This is a genomic window from Nocardioides sp. GY 10127, assembly GCF_004919085.1.
In the GTDB taxonomy this organism is placed as follows: domain Bacteria; phylum Actinomycetota; class Actinomycetes; order Propionibacteriales; family Nocardioidaceae; genus Nocardioides.
On sequence record NZ_STGL01000006.1, the window covers coordinates 252,179 to 272,334 of the forward strand.

Annotated in this window: 20 protein-coding genes; 15 read left to right on the plus strand and 5 right to left on the minus strand. The window is 74.8% G+C overall.

Annotated elements, in window-relative coordinates:
* The first annotated feature begins 37 nt into the window (after positions 1 to 37).
* The 7 genes from E8D37_RS11240 to E8D37_RS11265 all read left to right on the plus strand — a co-directional run bounded on the left by E8D37_RS11240 (position 38) and on the right by E8D37_RS11265 (position 7,689).
* Complete coding sequence (locus tag E8D37_RS11240; protein ID WP_136569858.1) at positions 38 to 2,179, plus strand: ATP-binding protein; 2,142 nt, start codon at positions 38 to 40, stop codon at positions 2,177 to 2,179.
* Positions 2,180 to 2,247: 68 nt separating this feature from the next.
* Positions 2,248 to 2,871, plus strand: coding sequence for a VTT domain-containing protein (locus E8D37_RS11245; RefSeq protein ID WP_136569859.1), 624 nt, complete (start codon positions 2,248 to 2,250; stop codon positions 2,869 to 2,871).
* Positions 2,872 to 3,001: 130 nt separating this feature from the next.
* Complete coding sequence (locus E8D37_RS11250) at positions 3,002 to 4,294, plus strand: FAD-dependent oxidoreductase (RefSeq protein WP_276606488.1); 1,293 nt, start codon at positions 3,002 to 3,004, stop codon at positions 4,292 to 4,294.
* A gap of 58 nt (positions 4,295 to 4,352) precedes the next feature.
* Positions 4,353 to 4,475, plus strand: coding sequence for a hypothetical protein (locus E8D37_RS20560; RefSeq protein ID WP_276606489.1), 123 nt, complete (start codon positions 4,353 to 4,355; stop codon positions 4,473 to 4,475).
* A gap of 306 nt (positions 4,476 to 4,781) precedes the next feature.
* On the plus strand, positions 4,782 to 6,005 hold the full coding sequence (locus E8D37_RS11255; RefSeq protein WP_136569861.1) for a DUF3500 domain-containing protein: 1,224 nt from the start codon (positions 4,782 to 4,784) through the stop codon (positions 6,003 to 6,005).
* Positions 6,002 to 7,471: a HupE/UreJ family protein gene (locus E8D37_RS11260; protein ID WP_136569862.1), complete on the plus strand. Its 1,470-nt coding sequence runs from the start codon at positions 6,002 to 6,004 to the stop codon at positions 7,469 to 7,471. Before E8D37_RS11255 ends, E8D37_RS11260 begins: the two co-directional genes overlap by 4 nt.
* On the plus strand, positions 7,468 to 7,689 hold the full coding sequence (locus E8D37_RS11265; protein WP_136569863.1) for a hypothetical protein: 222 nt from the start codon (positions 7,468 to 7,470) through the stop codon (positions 7,687 to 7,689). Before E8D37_RS11260 ends, E8D37_RS11265 begins: the two co-directional genes overlap by 4 nt.
* A gap of 88 nt (positions 7,690 to 7,777) precedes the next feature.
* Here the strand turns inward: E8D37_RS11265 and E8D37_RS11270 are convergent, their stop codons facing one another.
* The gene (locus E8D37_RS11270; protein ID WP_136569864.1) at positions 7,778 to 8,545 is read right to left on the minus strand and encodes an IclR family transcriptional regulator; all 768 of its coding nucleotides are present in this window, start codon (positions 8,543 to 8,545) and stop codon (positions 7,778 to 7,780) included.
* Between the two features lie 127 nt (positions 8,546 to 8,672).
* On the opposite strand from E8D37_RS11270, the gene E8D37_RS11275 reads away from it, so the two are divergent.
* The 8 genes from E8D37_RS11275 to E8D37_RS11310 all read left to right on the plus strand — a co-directional run bounded on the left by E8D37_RS11275 (position 8,673) and on the right by E8D37_RS11310 (position 15,913).
* Positions 8,673 to 9,617, plus strand: coding sequence for an acetaldehyde dehydrogenase (acetylating) (locus tag E8D37_RS11275; RefSeq protein WP_136569865.1), 945 nt, complete (start codon positions 8,673 to 8,675; stop codon positions 9,615 to 9,617).
* Positions 9,614 to 10,708, plus strand: a complete 1,095-nt coding sequence (gene dmpG, locus E8D37_RS11280) for a 4-hydroxy-2-oxovalerate aldolase (protein ID WP_136569866.1) — start codon at positions 9,614 to 9,616, stop codon at positions 10,706 to 10,708. Before E8D37_RS11275 ends, dmpG begins: the two co-directional genes overlap by 4 nt.
* Positions 10,708 to 11,496 (plus strand): fumarylacetoacetate hydrolase family protein, encoded by a 789-nt coding sequence (locus tag E8D37_RS11285; RefSeq protein ID WP_136569867.1) that lies wholly within the window; start codon positions 10,708 to 10,710, stop codon positions 11,494 to 11,496. The genes dmpG and E8D37_RS11285 overlap by 1 nt, the downstream gene beginning before the upstream one ends.
* Before the next feature lies 1 nt (position 11,497).
* Positions 11,498 to 11,689 (plus strand): tautomerase family protein, encoded by a 192-nt coding sequence (locus E8D37_RS11290; protein ID WP_136569868.1) that lies wholly within the window; start codon positions 11,498 to 11,500, stop codon positions 11,687 to 11,689.
* Between the two features lie 377 nt (positions 11,690 to 12,066).
* On the plus strand, positions 12,067 to 13,530 hold the full coding sequence (locus E8D37_RS11295; RefSeq protein WP_206055700.1) for an aldehyde dehydrogenase: 1,464 nt from the start codon (positions 12,067 to 12,069) through the stop codon (positions 13,528 to 13,530).
* Positions 13,527 to 13,979 (plus strand): 2Fe-2S iron-sulfur cluster-binding protein, encoded by a 453-nt coding sequence (locus E8D37_RS20115; protein ID WP_206055701.1) that lies wholly within the window; start codon positions 13,527 to 13,529, stop codon positions 13,977 to 13,979. Before E8D37_RS11295 ends, E8D37_RS20115 begins: the two co-directional genes overlap by 4 nt.
* 1 nt (position 13,980) lies before the next feature.
* Complete coding sequence (locus E8D37_RS11305) at positions 13,981 to 14,895, plus strand: catechol 2,3-dioxygenase (RefSeq protein ID WP_136569869.1); 915 nt, start codon at positions 13,981 to 13,983, stop codon at positions 14,893 to 14,895.
* Between the two features lie 160 nt (positions 14,896 to 15,055).
* Positions 15,056 to 15,913: an IclR family transcriptional regulator gene (locus E8D37_RS11310; protein ID WP_136569870.1), complete on the plus strand. Its 858-nt coding sequence runs from the start codon at positions 15,056 to 15,058 to the stop codon at positions 15,911 to 15,913.
* Here E8D37_RS11310 and E8D37_RS11315 read toward each other — a convergent pair.
* Genes E8D37_RS11315 through E8D37_RS11330 form a run of 4 tightly spaced genes read right to left on the minus strand, consistent with a single transcriptional unit; the run spans position 15,897 to position 20,154 of the window.
* Positions 15,897 to 16,916, minus strand: a complete 1,020-nt coding sequence (locus tag E8D37_RS11315) for an MsnO8 family LLM class oxidoreductase (protein WP_136569871.1) — start codon at positions 16,914 to 16,916, stop codon at positions 15,897 to 15,899. The two genes, E8D37_RS11310 and E8D37_RS11315, sit on opposite strands and share 17 nt — an antisense overlap.
* Before the next feature lie 52 nt (positions 16,917 to 16,968).
* Complete coding sequence (locus E8D37_RS11320; protein WP_136569872.1) at positions 16,969 to 18,108, minus strand: DUF3500 domain-containing protein; 1,140 nt, start codon at positions 18,106 to 18,108, stop codon at positions 16,969 to 16,971.
* Between the two features lies 1 nt (position 18,109).
* Positions 18,110 to 19,288: a branched-chain amino acid ABC transporter permease gene (locus tag E8D37_RS11325; RefSeq protein WP_136569873.1), complete on the minus strand. Its 1,179-nt coding sequence runs from the start codon at positions 19,286 to 19,288 to the stop codon at positions 18,110 to 18,112.
* Positions 19,285 to 20,154, minus strand: a complete 870-nt coding sequence (locus E8D37_RS11330) for a branched-chain amino acid ABC transporter permease (protein ID WP_136569874.1) — start codon at positions 20,152 to 20,154, stop codon at positions 19,285 to 19,287. Before E8D37_RS11330 ends, E8D37_RS11325 begins: the two co-directional genes overlap by 4 nt.
* Between the last annotated feature and the right edge of the window lie 2 nt (positions 20,155 to 20,156).

A 20,156-nucleotide genomic window follows, 5' to 3' on the forward strand; every position in this document is an offset into this window, starting at 1 on the left:
GCTCGGGCCGCTCCGCACCCCCAGGAGCACCCCCGCCATGACTGCTCTGCGCACCCCACCGCCGCACACCCCGCCACCCCAGGCCTCCCGTCCGTCCCCGGCAGCCCCCCGGCCTCCCGGGGCGGGCGGAGCACCCGGCACGCGGACGAGCCGCTGGAGCCCGGCCGCGGACGCCGGGTTCGTCCTCGCCCAGGCGATCGTCGTCGGGCTGCCGTTCCTCCTTGCGCAGGACCGCGACGCGGCCGTCGTCGCGCCGTCCCTCGGTACCGGCCTGGCCGTCCTCTGGCTCGCGCTGCGTCCCTCGGGTGCCCTGCCCCTCGGGCTCGCGAGCACGGCCCTCACCACGGTCGCGCTGACGCTGGGCTTCGGGCTCCCCTGGCTCTGGGTCCTCGCGTACCTGCCGGGCGCGCTCGTCCAGCTCCTGGTCACCCTCACCCTGCTCGAGGTCCTCGAGCGCCGCTCGGGAGCTCCCGGTCTGCTCGGCGCGGACATCGGGGCCGTGCTGCGGGCCCTGCGCGCCGTGACCGGCGGGGCCGTCGCGGGTGCGGCCACCAGCCTGGCCGTCGCGGCCGCCACCGCCCCGGCGCAGGGCGACCACGGCGGCCCCGGTCTCCTGGCAGCCGTGGCCGGCACGGCGCTGTGGAGCCTGCACCACGCCGTCGCCACCGCCGCCGTCGTGGCGCCCGGCATCGCGCTCGCCGGCGCCGCAGGCCGCCTCGGCGACCGGCGGATGGCCAGGCGTCAGCTCCTGGACGCGGCCGCGGTCGCGGCCCTCGCCGGGGCGACCGTCGGCTGCCTGCTGGTCCTGCTGCCGGCGCCGGTCCTCCTCGTCGTCCTCCCACCGGCGCTGGCCGTGTGCGCCGCGCTGCTCGGCGTCGGCCGCGGCGCGGGCCTCGCGATCGGGACGCTGGGCGCGACCGCCTGCACGGTGGGGCTCGGCCTCACCGACCTCGGCGGCGCCCCCGGGCCCGGACGCTTCGGGCTCGTCGACGCCCTCGTCATGCTGTGCGTCATCGGTCCCGTCGCCGCGGCCCTGCTCGGCCAGCGGCTGCGCGACCTCGCCCTGCGCGAGCACGTGTGGGCCGCCGACCGGCGGGCCCTGCGCACCGCGTTCCTGGGCGCCACCGCCTCGCTGCGCGACGCCGTCCTCACCGTGGACGCCGACCACCGCATCGACGTGGCCAACCAGGCCGCCCGGGCCCTGCTGCGCGACTGCGACCGCGACGCCCGCGCCCTCTCCTCCGCCCTCACCCAGCTCGACGGCCGGCGCCTGCGCCCCTCCGAGGACGTGCTGCGGCGCGCGTGGGAGCTGGGCAGCTCCGGGCCCAGCGACCTCCTGCTCCACCACGCCGACGGCACCACCTCGGTGGTCCGGGTCCGCGCCCACCGCGTCGACGGGGGCGCCGAGCGCCGGCTCGTCGTCGCGATCGCCGACCTCAGCGACCAGTCCCGGGCGTGCGCCGACCGGGAGCGCGCCATGCGCACCGCCGCCGGCGAGCTCCGGCGTCCGCTCGCGGAGACCCGCAGCTGGGTGGACGTCGCCGGCACCCAGCTCGTGGAGGACTGCGAGGCGGAGACCCGCGCCCGCCGCTCGCTCGTGCGCGCCGAGGACGCGCTGGGGCGGCTGGAGCAGGTGATCGACGACCTGCTCGCCGACGCCGGGGCCATGGCCCGGGTGCCGGCCCCGCGGCGCGTCGAGCTCGGCGGCGAGGAGGGCCTCGTCCCCGCGGTCGCGGCGCGGTACGCGCCCGAGGCGCTCGTGGTCGTGGACGAGCACGTCCCCGCCGTCCTCGCCGACCCGGACATGCTCCAGCAGCTCCTGCGCCACCTCCTGCGCTCCGCCGCGGACAACGTGGCGCCCGACGTGCGGCCGGTGGTCCGCGTGGCCGGCACGTTCGTCGGCGACCGCGTGCACCTCACCGTGACCGACAACGGCACCGGCGTGCCGCTGTCCTGGCAGACGGGCCCCGGCCAGGGCGGCGAGCCGTCGCCGGCGCTCACCGTGTGCCGCACCGTCGTCGAGCGGCACGGGGGGACGCTGCGGTGCAGCCTCGCGCCGGAGCCGCCGGTGGCCCCCGAGCCGGGTCTGGCGGTGGGCGGACCCGGCGCCCGCGTCCTGCTCGACCTGCCGGCGGTGCCGGGCGAGCCCGTGATCCTGCCGCGGGCGGCCACGGCCTGACGTCGACCGCTGCCCCTCCCCTCCCGAGGTCCCTGGAGGACCGCCGCCCCGCGACCTAGGTTCGAGACATGACGATGATCTTCGTCCCGCTCATGGCCGGCCTGGGCGCGTGGGGCGCGGCCCTGCTGGTCGCGGTCGTCTTCGCGGAGACGGGGCTGGCCCCGGCGTTCTTCCTGCCGGGCGGGGCCATGCTCTTCGCGGGCGGTCTCTACCTGTCCAGCGGGGTCATCCCCCTGCCGTTCGTGCCGGTCCTGGTGCTCACGCTCGTCGCGGCCGTCGCCGGCGACCAGGTGGGGTTCCGGCTGGGGCGGCGCGTGGGTCCCATGGTGTTCCGGCCACGGGGCCGGGTGTGGTCGACGGGCCACACCGAGCGGGCCCGGCTGCTGCTCGAGCGGCACGGCCACGTCGCGGTCCTGCTCGCCCGGTTCGTGCCCGTCGCCCGAACGTTCGTCCCGATCGTGGCCGGCTCCCTGGGGATGGGGTCCGGACGCTTCCTGGCCTGGAACGTGGTCGGCGGCGTGGTCTGGGTCGGCGGGATCATGACCGTCGGCTACTTCCTCGGGGACGTCCCGTGGGTGGCCGCGCACACGACCGGGCTGACCATGGCGATCGTGGTCGCGTCCTTCCTCGGGGTCGGCACCCACCTCGTGACCCGGCGGCTGCGCACCGGCACGTGGGTCCGCGCGGCCTGACGCTCCCTCTCGCCCAGGTCCTCCCCTGCCGGCCCGCCGACCCGCGGGGTGTCCCGGCGGGCCGGGAGGCCGATCACGATGGGGGTCGGACGCGCCGCGCCGACGTCGTGCCACGAGCCCAGGAGGTCCGGTGAACCAGCCCAGCGACGGGGACGAGCACGACGTCGTGGTCGTCGGCGCCGGCCTGGCCTGCCTGCAGGCGGCCCGGGAGCTCGAGGCGGCGGGCCGCGACGTCCTCGTCCTGGAGGCCGCGTCCGCCGTGGGCGGGCGGGTCCGCACCGAGCACGTGGACGCCTTCCTCCTCGACCGTGGCTTCCAGCTGCTCAACCCCGCCTACCCCGCGGTGCGCCGCTGGGTCGACCTCGACGCCCTCGGGCTCCAGCCGTTCGCGGCCGGGGTGGTCGCAGCGGACGCCGAGGGGCGCCACCGGATCGGCCTGCCCTGGCGTGAGCCGGGGCTGCTGGGCGCCACCGCCGCCGCGGCCGTGCACCGGCGTCCCCCGCTCGCGGCGCTCGCCCGCTGGTGGGCCCCCACGCTGCCCTCGCCCGGACGCGGCGCCGGCGGCCTGCACGAGCCGCTGCGCCGACGGCTCGACCGACGCCCCGACGCCTCCCTGACCGCCTCCCTCGACGCCGCCGGCGTGAGCGGCCCGTGGCGCACGCTCGTCGAGCGGTTCCTGGCCGGCGTCCTGCTCGACGACCGCGGGGAGTCCTCCGCCCACCTGGCGCGACTGCTCGTCTCCAGCTTCCTGGCCGGGACGCCGGGCCTCCCCCGCGCCGGCATGCAGGCGCTCCCCGAGCAGCTGGCCGCCCGGCTCGCCCGCCCGGTCGTGCTCGGCCGCCCGGTGGACCGGGTGGACGCCCCGGGACCGGACGGCCTGCGCGCCGTCCGCACCCCCGGTGGCACCCTGCGCGCCCGGGACGTCGTCCTCGCCGCCGGGCCGGGGGCGAGCGCACGGCTCCTGGGGCTGCCCGCCCCGGAGGTCCGCGGCGTCGTGACCGCGTGGTGGGCGCTGCCGGAGCCGGACGTGCCGGCCGGCCGGGCCCGGCTGCTGCACGTCGACGGCCGCACGCGACCCGAGGGACCGCTCGTCAACGCCGCCCTCGTCTCCGCGGCGGCCCCGACCTACGCGCCACCGGGCACCGGTCTCGTCGCCGGCTCCTCCCTCGACCTGGACGCCGCCGAGGCCGACCTGCGTCGGCACGCGGCCCGCCTCCTGGACGTCGACCACCACCGCCTCGTGCTGGTGGGCCGGCACCGCATCCCGGCCGCCCTGCCCGCGCACCGTCCGCCGCTGGCCGCGGCGCGGGCCGTGGAGGCCGGCCCGGGCCTGTGGTGGTGCGGGGACCACCGCGACACCCCGTCGATCCAGGGGGCCCTCGTGAGCGGGCACCGGGCCGCGGCGGGCGTGCTCGGCGCCTGAGCCGATTTCGCGGCGATCCCACAGGGTGTTCTCAGGTCGCGTGGGCACTCTCATTGACATGAGCAACCAGTCCAGCCGGCCCTCGGCTCCCGGCACCGTTCGCAACCTCCTCGAGGACGACACGACGCAGCAGACCAGCGTCGCGCACGCCTTCGCCCTCGCCGCAGTGTCGCGGCACTGAACCTTCCTCCTCAGCACGACCCGGCCCGGCCGCCCCTCCCCGGGCGGCCGGGCCCCCTTCCCCGGACGCCGCGGTTCCCTCACGCGACGCCCGGTCCGGCCGATCGGCAGCCTGTCCACGAGGAGACGGCAGCGCGGCCACCACTCATCGACAGATGTTGTCTAAGAGTTTCCTGAGCGACCAGCAGGGTCTCTCACAGGTTTCGCACAGCCCGGCCCGTGAGGGTGCGGGCACCCCCGGAACGCGGGGCCGTCGACCCGCTCCCTGAGCGGGCCTCGACCCACTGTGACCAGGAGAGCTCTTCCCATGGCCGACACGTTCCCCCGGGTGCTGCGCCGCAGCACCCTCCACAGCCGCGTGGCAGCCGGTGCCGCCGCCGGCCTGCTGGCCTTCGCGGCCCTCACCGGCTGCGGCTCCGACAGCAGCGACGACACCAGCGCCGACGCGTCCTCCTCCACCGACGGGCGCCCCGACGACCGCGGCGACGGCGGCATGGGCGGCGGCATGGGCGGCGGCATGGGCAGCACCAGCTGCGACGCCGACGACAACGGCACCGTCTCCACCTCGACCCCGGACGGCGACACCACGCAGGTCGTCTCGGACGCCGTCGACGCGGCCACCGCCTTCGAGGCCCTCCTCGACGACGACCAGGTCACCAGCCTGACCCAGGACTTCGCCGACCTCTCCACCAAGGAGTGCAGCTGGTCGAACTTCCCCGACGGCCTCTTCAACGGCCGCGTCGGCCTGCGCATGGGCGACCTCACCGACGAGCAGCAGGCGGCCGCGATCGCGGTCCTCGAGACGGTCCTGTCCGACCAGGGCGTCAGCTACTTCGTCGCCCAGCAGGGCGCGGAGGACACCCTGTCCTCGGGTGACGACGACACCACCTACGGCGACCAGAACTACCACATCGCCTTCTACGGCGACCCCTCCAGCGACGACGCCTGGGCGCTCCAGTTCGGCGGCCACCACCTGGGCGTCATGGTGAGCATGGGCGGCGGCGCCCTCTCGGTCACCCCGTACTTCAAGGGCGTGCAGCCGATCGAGTACACCGACGAGGACGGCAGCACCGTGGAGGCGATGGGCGACCTGTCCGACGACTTCTTCGGCCTCTTCACCTCGATGGACGACGACACCCTCGCCGCCGCCGAGCTCGACGGCACCTACGACGGCCTCGTGATGGGTCCGCAGGTCGACACCGGCTACCCCGACACCGAGGGCGTCGCCTACGGCGACCTCACCGACGACCAGCAGGCACTGGTGTGGTCCGTGATCGAGGGCTACGTCTCCGACTACGACGACGAGCTCGCCCAGCCGCTGCTCGACCTCTACGAGTCGCAGCTCGACGAGACGTACGTGGCCTGGGCCTCCTCCACCGACGTCGACACGAGCGGCTCCTACCTGCGCATCGACGGTCCCCGCGTCTGGATCGAGTGGGCGAACGTGGACAACCCGGGCTCCTCCGGCATCCACCTGCACACGATCTACCGCGACAAGGAGATCGACTACGGGACGGGCACCGGTTCGTGAGCCCTGCCCCGAGCAGCAGCTCCACCCCGGCGGTGCCGGCGCCCCCGCGCGCCGGCACCGCCCGGTGGGCGGCCGGCCTCCTGACCGCCGGGCTCCTGGCCCTCCTGGGCGCCCTGGGGCCCGGTCTCGCAGGCACCTCGGCCGCCTCCGCGCACGGCGCCGCCCCGACGATGGTCGTGGCCCGGCTGGGCGCGGCCAGCACCGCGACGGCGCCCGTGGTCCGGCTCGTCGCGCGGGTGCCGCTGGACCGCCTGGACCTCGCCTACGGCACGACCTTCGCGCAGGCCGCGGCCGCCGACGGCCTCGACCGGGCGCTCCTCCTCGACGGGGACGCGATCACCGACCTGCTGCTGGCGCGCGTCACCCTGCGCGCCGCCGACGGCGTGTCCTGGACGCTGCGCGCCACCGGTGTCACCGGCGCCTCCGTCGAGGGCTCGGACGCCGCGCGCGTCGTCCTCGTCGCCCGGCCCAGCACCGGCGCCGGCGGAGACGAGCTCACCGACCTGGTGCTCACCTGGGGCCTGATCACCGACGTGATCGTCACCCACGACGTCTACGTGGGGGCCGTCGGCACGGACGGCACCACCAGCCTGGTCGCCACCCTCACCCAGACCTCCCCCAGCACCGACCTGAGCGTCACGCTCCCGGAGGCGACGTCCACGAGCATGCTGGGCGTCGGCTTCGCGCACTTCCGCAGCGGCGCCGACCACCTCCTCCTGCTCTGCCTGCTCGCCCTCGGCGTGGCCCGGCAGCGGACCGGCGCCACCGGTGCGGCGGGCGGACGCCCGTCCTGGCGGACGACGGCCGGGCGACTCGCCCTGCTCACGCTCACGTTCACCCTGGGCCACTCGGTCAGCCTCGCCCTCGCGGCCACCGGCGTCGTCGACCTGCCCAGCCGCTGGGTCGAGACGGCCATCGCCGTCACGATCCTGCTCACCGCCGTCCACGCCGTCCGGCCGGTGCTCGCCTGGCGCTGGGAGCTCGCGCTCACCGCTGCCTTCGGCCTCGTGCACGGCCTCGGCTTCGCGGGCGCGCTCGGCGAGCTGGACCTGCGGGGCACCGACCTCCTCGTCCCGCTCCTCACCTTCAACCTGGGCCTCGAGGCCGCCCAGCTCCTGGCGCTCGCGCTGGTGCTCGGACCGCTGCTCGTCCTGGCGCGCTCCCGCGCCGCCACGGTGGCGCTCGCCGTCGTCGTGGGCGTGGTCGCCGCGAGCTGGGTCGTCGCCCGGGCCACCGGGCTGCCCGACGTCCTGGGGCCGGTGACCGGGGTCCTGCTCGCGACCCCGGAGCGGCTGGCGCTCCAGCTGGCGGCGGCCGCCCTCGCGGTCCTGGCCCTGCGCCACGCGCCGACGGACGGGCCGACGGACCTGCCCACGGACCCGGCGACGGAGGGCCACGACTCTTCCCGAGCCCTGTGCAGCCTCACACCCGGCTCCCAGGCAACGGCGGAAACCTACAGGTCATGAGCATCGGTTCCAGCACCTCGCCCGCCCGCCCCGCCGCCGTCCAGCCGCACGAGGCCGCCGCCTCCCAGGTCGACCTCGACCTGCTCGCCGCCGTCGTCGAGGACCTCGACGACCGCGACGCCGCCGGCCACCCGAGCGTCCGGCTCTGGACCGTCGACGACCTCGGCGAGGCCCTCACCGTGACGGTCGCCGCGAGCGCCCCCGCGCTGGCCGCCTGAGCCACCCCGCGACCGACCTTCGCCCCCCACAGGGGCGGAATTGGTTCTCGCCCGACGAGAACCCGCTCTCAGGCCGCGAGAGGACAGGTCAGTTCGGCAGTCGCACCTTTCCCACCTGCCGGGAGATGCCGAGCGCGCACGTGTGGACGGCCGGCGCGATGCGCCGCAGGTCCATCCGCCGCACCCAGCCCGACGCCGAGACGGCGCCCACCGCGCGCCCGTCCGGACCCACCACGGCGGAGGCAGCACAGACGATCCCGCGGCCGGACTCCTGCTCCTCCAGCGCGATCCCGTTGCGCCGCACGCGCGCCAGGTGCTTGTGCAGCTCGTCACGGTCGGTGATCGTCGAGGGCCCCACCGGCGTGAGCTCGTCGGGCAGCAGGGCGTCCACCTCGTCCACCGTCATCGTGGCCAGGAGGGACTTGCCCACCGCCGTCGCCCACGCGGGCAGGCGGCCACCCACGCGGGACGGCATGACCGGCCCGTCCTCCGCGCGGACGATCTCCAGGTAGACGACCTCGTAGCCGTCGAGCACGGCTAGGTGGACCGTCTGCCGGGTGGCCGCCCGCAGGTCGGCGATGTAGGGCAGCGCCACGTCGCGCAGCGTGCTGCGCCGGGCCGCCACCTGGCCGAGCTCGAACAGCCGCATCCCCAGCGAGACGTACCCCTCGCGCCGCTCGACCAGGCCCATCCGCTCGAGCGTCGTCACGAGCCGGTAGGTGGTGGACGTCGGCAGGCCCGAGCGGTCGCTGAGCTGACCGACCGTGAGCTCGCGGTGCCGGGCGTCGAAGGCCTCGAGGACCGCCAGGCAGCGCTCCAGGTAGGCGTCCGAGGTTTCTCGTGCTGCGGGAGACATGCGTTGAAGCATGCGTGACCGAACCCACACAGTGCAACCAGCCCCGCGCGTGCCCTCCCGGGCCGCCACCGGCGGGGCGGACCGGCGCGGGTGCGGCAGCACCTGCGCGCACCGCAGGAGGACTCCCATGACCACGACCAGCCCGGTCCCCGTCGCCATCGTCGGGCCCGGCAACATCGGCACGGACCTGATGTTCAAGATGATCCGCCGCAGCGAGGTGCTGAAGCCGCGCTACATGGTGGGCGTCGACCCGAAGAGCGACGGCCTGGCCCGCGCCGCCCGCATGGGCCTGGCGTCGAGCGCCGAGGGCGTCGACTGGCTGCTCGCCCAGGACGAGAAGCCCGCCATCGTCTTCGAGGCCACCTCGGCCAAGGCGCACGCGGCCAACGCCCCCAAGTACGCGGCCGCCGGCATCGTCGCGGTGGACCTCACCCCCGCCGCCATCGGCCCCTACGTGTGCCCGCCGGTGAACCTCGAGTTCAACAAGTCGGCGGACAACGTCAACATGATCACCTGCGGCGGCCAGGCCACCGTCCCGATCGTGAGCGCCGTGAGCTCCGTGGTGGACGTCGACTACGCCGAGATCGTCGCCTCCATCGCCTCCCGCTCCGCCGGCCCCGGCACCCGCGCCAACATCGACGAGTTCACCGAGACCACCTCCGAGGCGATCGAGAAGGTCGGCGGCGCCAAGCAGGGCAAGGCGATCATCATCCTCAACCCGGTCGAGCCGCCCATGATGATGCGCGACACCGTCTTCTGCTCCGTCCCGCCGGAGGCCGCCGAGGCCGGCGACGTGCAGGACCGGGTCACCGCCGCCATCCACGAGATGGTCGCGCGCGTCCAGGAGTACGTGCCCGGCTACCACCTGCGGGCCGACCCGCAGTTCGACACCGCCCGTGACGTCTGGCACGGCAACGGCCGCGTCTCCGTCTTCCTCGAGGTCCGCGGTCGTGGCGACTACCTGCCCGACTACGCCGGCAACCTCGACATCATCACCGCCGCCGCCGTCCGCGTCGGCGAGCTCATCGCCGAGTCCCGCTTCGGCGCCGTCAGCGAAGGAGCGATCGCATGACCAGCCCCGAGACCAGCCCCGAGACCACCACCGAGCTGCCCGTCGGCGCCGACGCCGGCCTGCGGATCACCGACTCCACCCTGCGCGACGGCTCCCACGCCATGGCGCACCAGTTCACCGAGGGCCAGGTGCGCGCGGTCGTCAGCGCGCTCGACACCGCCGGCGTCCAGGTCATCGAGGTGGCCCACGGCGACGGCCTCGGCGGCTCGTCCTTCAACTACGGCTTCAGCCGGGTCTCCGAGATCGACCTGATCAAGGCCGCGGTCGACGAGGCGACGCAGGCGCGGATCGCCGTCCTGCTGCTGCCCGGCCTGGGCACGGTCCACGACCTGAAGCAGGCCCACGGCGCGGGCGCGCAGGTCGCGCGCATCGCCACGCACTGCACCGAGGCCGACATCGCCGCGCAGCACTTCGCGGCGGCCCGCGACCTCGGCATGGAGACGGTCGGCTTCCTCATGCTGAGCCACCGCCTCGACCCCGCCGGGCTCGCCGCCCAGGCCCGCACGATGGTCGACTCCGGCGCCCAGTGCGTCTACGTCGTCGACTCCGCCGGCGCCATGGTGCTCACCGACGCCCAGCAGCGCATCCAGGCGGTCATCGACGAGATCGGCACCGAGGCGCAGGTCGGCTTCCACGGCCACCAGAACCTCTCCCTCGGCGTCGCCAACTCCGTCCTCGCATACCAGGCGGGCGCCCGGCAGATCGACGGCGCGCTCTGCGCCCTCGGCGCCGGCGCGGGCAACTCCCCCACCGAGGTGCTCGCCGCGACGTTCGAGAAGATGGGCATCGACACCGGGGTGGACACCAGCAGGGTGCTCGCCGCAGCCCAGGACGTCGTCAAGCCGTTCATCCCGCGCCTGCCGTGGATGGACCGCTCGTCGATCACCCAGGGCTACGCCGGCGTCTACTCCAGCTTCCTGCTCCACGCCGAGCGGGCCTCGGAGCGCTACGGCGTCCCGGCGCACGCGATCCTGGAGCGGGTCGGCGAGGCCGGCTACGTGGGCGGCCAGGAGGACATGATCATCGACATCGCACTGCAGCTGGCAGAGGAGAAGGACATGGGAGACCTGGCCGGGGCGGGGGTCCGCTGATGACCACCACCACCTGGGACACCGAGTCGGTGGCCGTCGAGCTGCTCGCCCGGGAGGCCGAGCGCCGCGACGGCGGCCGCCTCACCGACGAGCGCGAGGGCCTCGACATCGAGCTCGCGTACGCCGCGCAGGACCTCTACCTGGCGAAGAAGCAGGACGCCGGGGAGCGACTGGTCGGCGTGAAGCTGGGCCTCACCTCGGCGGCCAAGCAGAAGCGCATGGGCATCACCGCCCCGCTCACCGCCTGGCTCACCGACGCCATGGAGATCGCCCCGGAGGAGCCCCTGCCGGTCGACTCGCTCATCCACCCGCGCGTGGAGCCCGAGATCGTCTTCGTCATGGGCAAGCGCCTCGAGGGCCCGAACGTGACCGTGCGCGAGGCCCTCGCGGCCGTCGACCGCGTGCACGCCGGCCTCGAGGTGATCGACAGCCGGTACCGGGACTTCTCCTTCGCCCTGCCCGACGTCATCGCCGACAACGCCTCCAGCGCCCGGTACGTCGTCTCGCCCTACTCGGTCGGCCCCGACGAGCTCGACCTCGTGCTCGAGGGCATCACGCTCTCGGTGGACGGCGCCGTCACCGCCACCGCGACCGGCGCGGCCGTCCAGGGCCACCCGGCCGCCGCCCTGGCGCTGGCCGCCAACGCGCTGGCCGAGCGCGGCCTCGCGATCGAGGCCGGCCAGGTCGTCCTCACCGGCGGCATGACCGACGCGGAGTTCCTGCACCCCGGCTCCGTCATCACCGCCGAGTTCACCACCCTCGGCTCGATCTCCATCGCGGGGGTGTGACGTGCCGTTCGTCGAGCTGCGGATCGTCGAGGGACGCGACGAGGAGACCGTCCAGCACGCCATCCGGGAGATCGCGAAGACCGTCTCGGAGACCCTGGGCGCGCCGCTGAGCAGCGTCCGCGTCTGCGTCCACGAGGTGCCGCCCACCCGCTGGGCCGTGGGCACCACGCTCAAGTCCGACCCGCAGGACTGAGCCGCACCACCCAGCAGCACCACACAGCGACACCACCTCCGCAGGGGAGGTCGGTCGGGCCCGTCCCGACCGGCCTCCCCTGCGGCGTTCCCGGGGCCCGACGGCGCCCCGCGGCCCCGCTCCCCTCGCGCCCACGCCCGGGACCAACGACCCGGTGTCCTCCCACCGCACGAGAGGCCGCCGACCCTCCCGGCCCGGCGCCCGCGGACGTGACGTCCCCCGCGCCCGGGACCTAGGTCATCGGCTCACCTGCGGCGTTCCTCGTGACGGAACGATCCGGGTGACCGGGCTCACACGATTCCTAGCGTTCTGGCTGTCCCGGTGAGACCGGGCCACCCGGCAGCCCGTCCGGGGCCGTCCCGCAGGCAGGAGTCCTCATGAGCACCCAGCAGCACCCTGAGCTGCCGTTCCTCGGCCACGTCATCGACGGCAAGGAGACGGAGTCGCGCGACGGCGCGCGCTTCACCACCGTCGACCCCTACAGCCGGCAGCCGTGGGCGGAGGTGGCGCTCGGCGGGGTCGAGGACGCCCACGACGCCGTGACCGCCGCCCGCCGGGCCTTCGACGAGGGGCCGTGGCCGCGGATGGGCTACGTCGAGCGCGGGCGGCTCCTGCACCGGCTCGCCGACCTCCTGGAGGCGCACGAGGAGGAGCTCGCGCTCGCCGACTCCCACGACATGGGCAAGCCGCTCGAGCAGGCCCGGCACGACGTGGCCCGCGCCGGCCACAACTTCCGCTTCTTCGCCGACCACGCCCGCCTCGCCGCGGCGGAGGCGCTGCCGATGGACTCCGGCCACCACGCGTACACGACCTTCGGCCCCGCCGGCGTCGTCGTCGCGATCGCGCCCTGGAACTTCCCGCTCATGCTGGAGACCTGGAAGGTCGCCCCGGCGCTGGCCTGGGGCAACACGGTCGTCCTCAAGCCTGCCGAGGACACCCCGGCGTCCGCCACCATCCTCGCCCGGCTCGCGCTGGAGGCGGGCATCCCGCAGGGCGTCCTCAACGTCGTGCACGGCTACGGCCCGGCGTCCGTCGGCGAGGCCCTCACCACCGACCCCCGCGTCGACCGGATCACCTTCACCGGCGAGACCGGCACCGGCCGCGCCATCGCCCGGGCCGCCTCGGCGAACCTCACCCCGGTGAGCCTCGAGCTGGGCGGGAAGAACTGCAACATCGTCTTCGCCGACGCCGACCTCGACAACGCGGTGGCCTGGTCGGTGCAGTCGATCTTCCGCAACGCCGGGCAGATCTGCCTCTCCGGCAGCCGCATCCTGGTCCAGCGCGAGGTCTACGACGAGTTCCTCGAGCGCTTCGTGGCGGCCGCCGAGGCGCTCGTCGTCGGCGACCCCGCCGACCCCGCCACCGAGTTCGGGCCCGTCGCCTCGCAGGAGCACTTCAGCAAGGTCGCGGGCTACGTGGAGAGCGTCGGCGAGCACGGCGGACGGCTCCTCACCGGCGGCCTCGGCGAGGGCTGGTTCGTGCGCCCGACCGTGCTGGTCGACCTGCCGCCGACCGCCCCGCACGTGTGCGAGGAGATCTTCGGCCCCGTCGCCGTCGTCGAGCCGTTCGACTCCGAGGCGGAGGTCCTCGAGACCGCCAACGCCAGCCGCTACGGGCTGGACGCCCAGGTCTTCACCGAGGACCTCAGTCGCGCCCACCGCGTCGCTGACGGGCTCCACGTCGGGACGGTCTGGGTCAACTGCTTCTTCGTCCGCGACCTGCGGGCGCCGTTCGGCGGCGTCGGCGACTCGGGCATCGGGCGCGAGGGCGGCACCTTCAGCCGCGAGTTCTTCACCGAGCCCAAGGCCGTGGTCATGCAGATCGACCGGACGCCGCGATGACCGCGGTGCGGATGAGCCCTGACGGCGTGCCGGTCGAGGTGCGCGAGGGCGAGACGATCCTGCGGGCCCTCGCCCGCGCGGGGCAGGCCCAGCGGGTCGGCTGCCGCCGCGGCGGCTGCGGGATCTGCAAGGTCGACCTGCTCGAGGGCGAGGTGGCCTACGAGGCCGTCGTCGCCCCCAGCGTCCTCAGCGAGGAGGAGAAGGACGCCGGCGTGTGCCTCTCCTGCCGCGCGGTGCCGCTGCGCGACACGACCGTCGCGCTGCGCGACGACGCGCCGCCCGCCGCGTCCTGGCTCCTCCGGCTCCGCGAGGAGCACGAGCACGCCCGCCGGCGCCCGCCGGCACCGCACCAGCACCACGAGCACCACCACCAGCAGCAGCACCACCAGCAGAGCTCGACCCGGATCGCGGCGGACGCCGGGGCCGGCACCAACCAGAAGGGGGCATGACATGGGAATCATGCGCATGGGTTACGTCCACACCCGGGTCACCGACCTGGCGGCGGCCCGCCAGCACTACGAGGAGACCCTCGGCCTGTACCCGGTCCTCGAGGAGCCCGGGAAGGTCTACTACAAGGGCTGGGACGAGTGGGACCACCACTCGGTCGTGCTCGAGGAGGGCGGCGTCGGCGCCGCGAAGTTCGGCTGGAAGGTGCAGCGCGACGAGGACATCGAGGAGATCGAGAAGAAGGCCTGGGAGTTCGGCTGCAGCGTCGAGCGGATGTCGCGCGGCGAGAACCCGGAGATCGGCGACGGCATCCGGATCATCGCGCCCTCCACCCACGTGATGGAGGTCTACAGCCAGGCGACCGCGGTCGGCATGGAGGTCGGCACCCACAACCCCGAGCGCTTCCCGCGGCACCTGCGCGGCGTCGGCGTCCCCGGCCTCGACCACGCGCTCATCGCGACCCAGGACCCGGGCCTGCTGGAGCGGTTCTTCCACCACGTCTTCGACATGTACACGACCGAGCGCTTCGCCTCGTCCTTCGACGACGACGCCAAGACCATCGCCTCGTGGATGACGACGGGCAACCAGTACCACTCGATCGCCTGCATCGAGGGCCCCGAGGGCAAGCTCCACCACTTCGCCTTCAAGCTGGAGGACTGGAACGCCATCGGCCACGCCGCCGACCTGTTCACGATGGACGACGTGCCGATCGACATGGGCCCCACCAAGCACGGCATCACCCGCGGCTCGACGGTGTACTTCTTCGACCCGGCCGGCAACCGCAACGAGGTCTTCGCGGGCGGCGCCATGGCCTACCCGGACCGTCCGCTCATCACCTGGACGCCGGACCACATCGCCCGCGGGATCTACTACCACGCCCGCGAGATCAACGACCGCTTCACCACCGTCTACACCTGAGCCGTACCCCGGCTCCGCCTCCCACCAGCCCGGCCCGCAGTCACGCACTGCGACGGGCCGGCCACGGGCCCCGCGACACCGTCGTCGCGGGGCCCTCGTCGTCTCCCGGTTCATGGGATCGAGGGAGGCGCCGACGCGTGTCGGGCGTCACACTGGAGCCATGACGAGTCCGCCGACCGAGCGCGCCGACCGGGTGCGCCCGGGCGCACTCCAGTCGGTCAGCACCGCCGCCGAGGTCCTGGTCGCGTTCCTCGGCGCCGAGGACCTCGGGGTCAGCGAGGTCGCCCGGCGGCTGGGGGTGGCCAAGTCGACCGCGCACCGCACCCTGAGCACGCTGGCCGAGTCCGGCCTGCTGGTCCGCTCGAGCGTGACCGGCCGCTACCGGCTCGGGCTGCGCATGTACGAGCTCGGGCAGGTCGCCCGGGACCGGGAGCCCCTGCACCGCGCCGCGCTCCCCCTGCTCGAGCGGCTGCACGCCCGCACCGGGCTCACCGTGCACCTCGCGGTCGCCGACGGCGCCCACGTCGTCTTCGTGGAGCGGCTGCACGGGGCGTCCGCGCTCCCGATCCTCGGCGCGAGCGCCCGCCGGGTGCCCGCCCACCTCACCGCGGTCGGCAAGGCCCTGGCCGCCTTCGACCCGAGGGTCGCGGCGGCCGCCGAGCGCGCCGGCCTCGCCCCGGCGACCGACTCCTCCGTGACCGGGCCCGAGGAGTGGGCCGCGTGCCTGGAGAGGGTCCGGCGCGACGGCTGGGCCCGCGCGCGCGACGAGAGCGTCGAGGGCCTCTCGTCCGTGGCCGTCCCCGTGCGGGCGCAGAACGGCCCCGTCGTGTGCGCGATCTCCGTCGCCGGCTCCACGGGCGAGGTGGACGCGCGCCTCGGCGGCCTCGTGCAGGAGCTGCGGGCGGCCGCGACCGGCGTCGGCCAGCGGCTCGTGGCCCCGGAGCGGGACACCCGGAGCGAGGAACGGAGCGAGGTCCGGGGCGACGCCGAGGAGCAGGGCCTCACCACCCCGCGGTGAGCTCCAGGAGCAGTCGGTCGGACTCGTCCACGTGCTCCGCGCACGGCAGGTCGGTGACGGCGAGCAGCTCGTCGGCGCCCCACGCGGCGAGCACCTCGCGCAGCGCCGCGGCCACGGTCGCCGGCGAGCCGGTGACGGCGGCCGCGAGCTGCCCCTCGGCCCGGTAGCGCTCGGCCGCGGACCAGTCGAGCACGGCGTCCTCGCAGGCCACGAGCGGGCGTCCGCCGTGCCGCACCCGGTCCAGCGCGCGCCGCTGCACGCTGCGGAAGCGGTGCCGGGCGGCCTCGTCGCACTCCGCGACGAGCACCGGCAGGCACGCCACGACGTGCGGTGCGGCCGGCCCGCCGGGTCGGGGCCGGAAGGACTCGCGGTAGGCCCGGACGGCGGCCGGGACGCCGTCCGGCGCGACGTGCCCGGCCAGGGCGACCGGGAGGCCGAGGCGTCCGGCGAGCTCCCCGCCGGCCCGCGAGCCGACGAGCAGCACCGGCTCGACCCCCGACCCCGCGACGCCGGCGGAGGAGGCGTCGAGGAAGCCGAGCGTCTCGCGGACGTCGTCGGCGAAGGACTCGTACGGCACCGGGGTGCGCCTGATCCACGCGTCGGTGCGGTCGTCGCCGCCGGAGGCGCTGCCCAGGCCGAGGTCGACCCGGCCGGGGGCCAGCGCGGCCACCAGCCGCGCCCGCTCGGCGACCAGGAAGGGGCTGTGGTTGCGGCTCATCACGCCGCCGGCCCCCAGCCGCACCCGCGTGGTGCGCTGCGCGGCGAGCGCCGCCAGCAGCAGCGGGTCGCTGGAGGCGGCGTCGCCGTCGCCGGGTCGACCGGCGTGCAGCTCGGTGAACCAGACCCGGTGCGCGCCGAGGGCGTCGAGGCGCTCGGCGCGCACCAGGGCACGCGCCAGCGCCGTCCCCACGGCGTCGCCCGCCGCGGCGGGCCCGGTGCGCGCCTCGTCGCCGCCGTCCGTCCCCTGGACGAGCGGCGCCGAGTCGAGGAAGCCCGTCAGCACGCGCTCACCACGAGACGCGTGCGGACGGGCGGTGCCGGGGCAGCGACCCGCCTCAGAGCTCGAGCTGCGGGTCGAGGTCGGCGCTGGAGACCTTGCGGGTGTCCCCCTGCGACTCCCAGGGCAGCCGGTCGGGCATCGCGTCCGGGTGCTCGGCCAGCAGGATCTCCCCGCCCAGGTCGTTCTCGAAGTCGCGCAGCACGGAGTGGATGTGGTCGCCGTCCGCGATGGCGTTGACCAGCTCCATGAGGAAGCGCGGGGTCTGCACCCGGAAGTAGTGCGGGGTGCCGGGGTGCTCGTCGCCGGCCCACGTGAACCAGACCGTGTCCAGGCCGGCGGCGCGGACGTCGTCCTGGAGCTTCTTGGCGATGGGGGCCGGGAAGCGCTCGAGGAACTTGTCGACGACGTAGAGCAGGTCGGCCTGCGCCTCGGGCGTCAGCTCGTCGCCGGTGATGCCGGTGGGGTTGTCCTTGACCAGGCGCAGCGCGTGCCGGTCCTTGTCCGTGAGCCGGTACTGCGGCATGCCGAGGTCGCGGACGTCCGGGTACTCCACCGAGCCGATGCGCGGCACGTAGCGGGTGACGAAGTCGGCCGGCGCGACCGGGTGCACGATGGCGCGGGTGCGCTGCTCCTCGGTGAGCGAGCCGAGCACGCGGAAGGCCGCGGACTCCTCGTCGTGCAGGGGCTTGTTGGTGCCGTCGTAGTTGACGGGCTGCTGGCCCATGGCCGACGGGGTGGCGAGGATCCACCGCTCCTTGACCACCGTGAGGTTGATGCCCAGGTGGTGGCCGTAGAAGCGGAAGGCCCACGTGTCCTCGAAGCCGGGGCGGCCGAAGATCGTCACGTAGTAGTTGTGCGGGTCGCGCCAGGCGCCCAGCGCGCGCCCGAGGAAGTCCGCCTCGTAGTCGCGCAGCACGTGCTCGAGCTGCGGGACCTGGGTGGACTGGGTGAAGGTCCGCACCGGGAGGGCCGCGGCGATGATGTCCCAGACCAGGATCTTCTGGCTGCGGGTCAGGTCGTGCAGCGACAGGCCCGTGTGCTCCGGCCGCGGGATGATGTCCCAGTCGAAGCGGTGCGGGTCGTCCATCGGCAGCACCAGGTGCTGGCGCTGGGTCAGGTCCGCGGTCTCGATGAGGCCCATGACCGCGACCAGCATCTTGCTGGCGACCTCGGGGGCCTCGTAGAGCTCGTTCACGTCAGTTCCTCTCAGGGGTGTCGGGAGCAGCGGCACCCGCCGCGGCGGTGGTGCGGCTGGGTGCGGAGGGCAGGTCCAGGAGCCGGTAGCCGACCGGGAACGGGCGCAGGCGACCGCCGCGCGAGACGAGGCCCCACAGGCCGCGCGGGGCGTAGAGCGTCACCGCGATGACGATGGCGCCGAGGATGACCAGGTACCAGGAGCCGAGCTGGGCCAGCTGGTCCTGGAGCACCCAGTAGACGATCGCGCCGACGATGGGGCCCTCGATGCTGCCGATGCCGCCGATGACGACCACGAAGATCATCGCCACGGTGAAGGAGATCGAGAACGCCGAGTCCGGCTGCACGCGCAGCGTGTTCGCGGCGGTGAGGCCGCCGCCGAACGCCGCGCCCATGGCCGCGACCACGTAGACGATCCGCTTGGAGAGCGTGACCCGCACGCCGAGCGAGGCCGCGGCCACCGCGTCGTCGCGGATCGCGGTGAAGCCCAGGCCGAGGCGCGAACGCATGAGGAGGTAGGTGGCCGCCACCATCACCACGGCGCCGGCGAGGCCGAACCAGTAGACGAAGGCGATGCGGTAGACGGCGTCCAGGCCGCCGAAGGAGCGGACGGTGAAGCCCGCGCCGCCGCCCACGGCGTCGGTCTGGGCGACCACCAGGCGCAGCACCTCGGCCACGACCCAGGTGCCGATCGCGAAGTACCCGCCGACGAGCCGGAAGGTGAGCCAGCTGATCGGGATCGAGACCAGGCCGGCCACGAGGACGCCCACCACGATGGCGACGAACGGGCTCAGCCCCAGGACGTCGCCGAAGTAGACCAGGCCGTAGGCGCCGAGGCCGACGAAGGCCTGCTGGCCGATCGAGACCATGCCGCCGTAGCCGGCGAGCAGGTTCCAGGCGGTGCCCATCACGACGAGGGCGAAGAGCAGGACCAGGCGCTGCTGGAGGCCGCGGTCGAAGACGTACGGCCCCATCGCGAGCACGGCCAGGACGGCGAGCATCACCGCGGCGCCGATCCAGCTGGACAGGGAGGCCCGGCGGACGCGGGCGCGCACGGTCGGGGTGTCGCTCGGCGCCGCGTGGGCGCCGCCCTTCTCGGGGGCCGCGGCCGCGGTGGACCCCGCGGTGGGCTTCGGGGTGGGCTCCGTGGCGGACTGCTGGGCGGGGGTCTGCGCGCTCATGCCACGGCCACCTTCGGGAGCAGGCCGGCGGGGCGCACGGCGAGGACGGCGAGGAAGACCAGGTGGCCGATGAGGAACCCGTAGGCCGGGTCGATCTGCGACCCGAGCGACTGGGTCACGCCCAGCACGAGCCCGCCCAGCAGCGTGCCCCACAGCGACCCGAGGCCGCCGATGATGACCGCCTCGAAGGCGAAGATGAGGACGAGGTCGCCGTAGCCCGGCGTGAACTGCGTGCGCATCCCCAGGAAGACGCCGGCCAGGCCGACGGTCGCCAGCGCGATGGCGGTGGCCAGCGCGTAGACGTGCTTCTCGTTGATGCCCATGAGCCGCGCGACCTCGGGGTCGTCGGAGGCCGCGCGCATCGCCCGGCCGCTGCGGGTGCGGGCCAGGAACCACTGCAGCGCCGCCACCACGAGGACGCCGGCCAGCCCGGTCACCGCCGGGAGCAGACCGATCGAGAGCCCGTCGGCCAGCTGCACGCTCGCGGTGCCGAAGGAGCCGGAGCGCAGCGACTGCGAGTCGGCCGTGAACCACTCCTGCAGCAGGTTGGTGAGGATGACCGCGACGCCGAAGGTGACGAGCACCGGCACGAGGCCGCCCAGGTCGACGGCCCGGTTGAGGAAGCCGCGCTGGAGCAGGTAGCCGAAGCCCGCGAGCACGAGCGGGGCGACCACGAGGGCCACCCACAGCGGGAGGCCGGCGTCCTCGACGACGACGACGCCGACGTAGGCGCCCGCCACCGCCAGGAGGCCGTGGGCGAGGTTGACGATGCGCATGACGCCGAACATCAGCGACAGGCCTGCGGCCAGGAGCGCGTAGAAGCCTCCCAGCAGGGCGCCCTGCGCGAGGGCGTTCACCCAGTCCATGG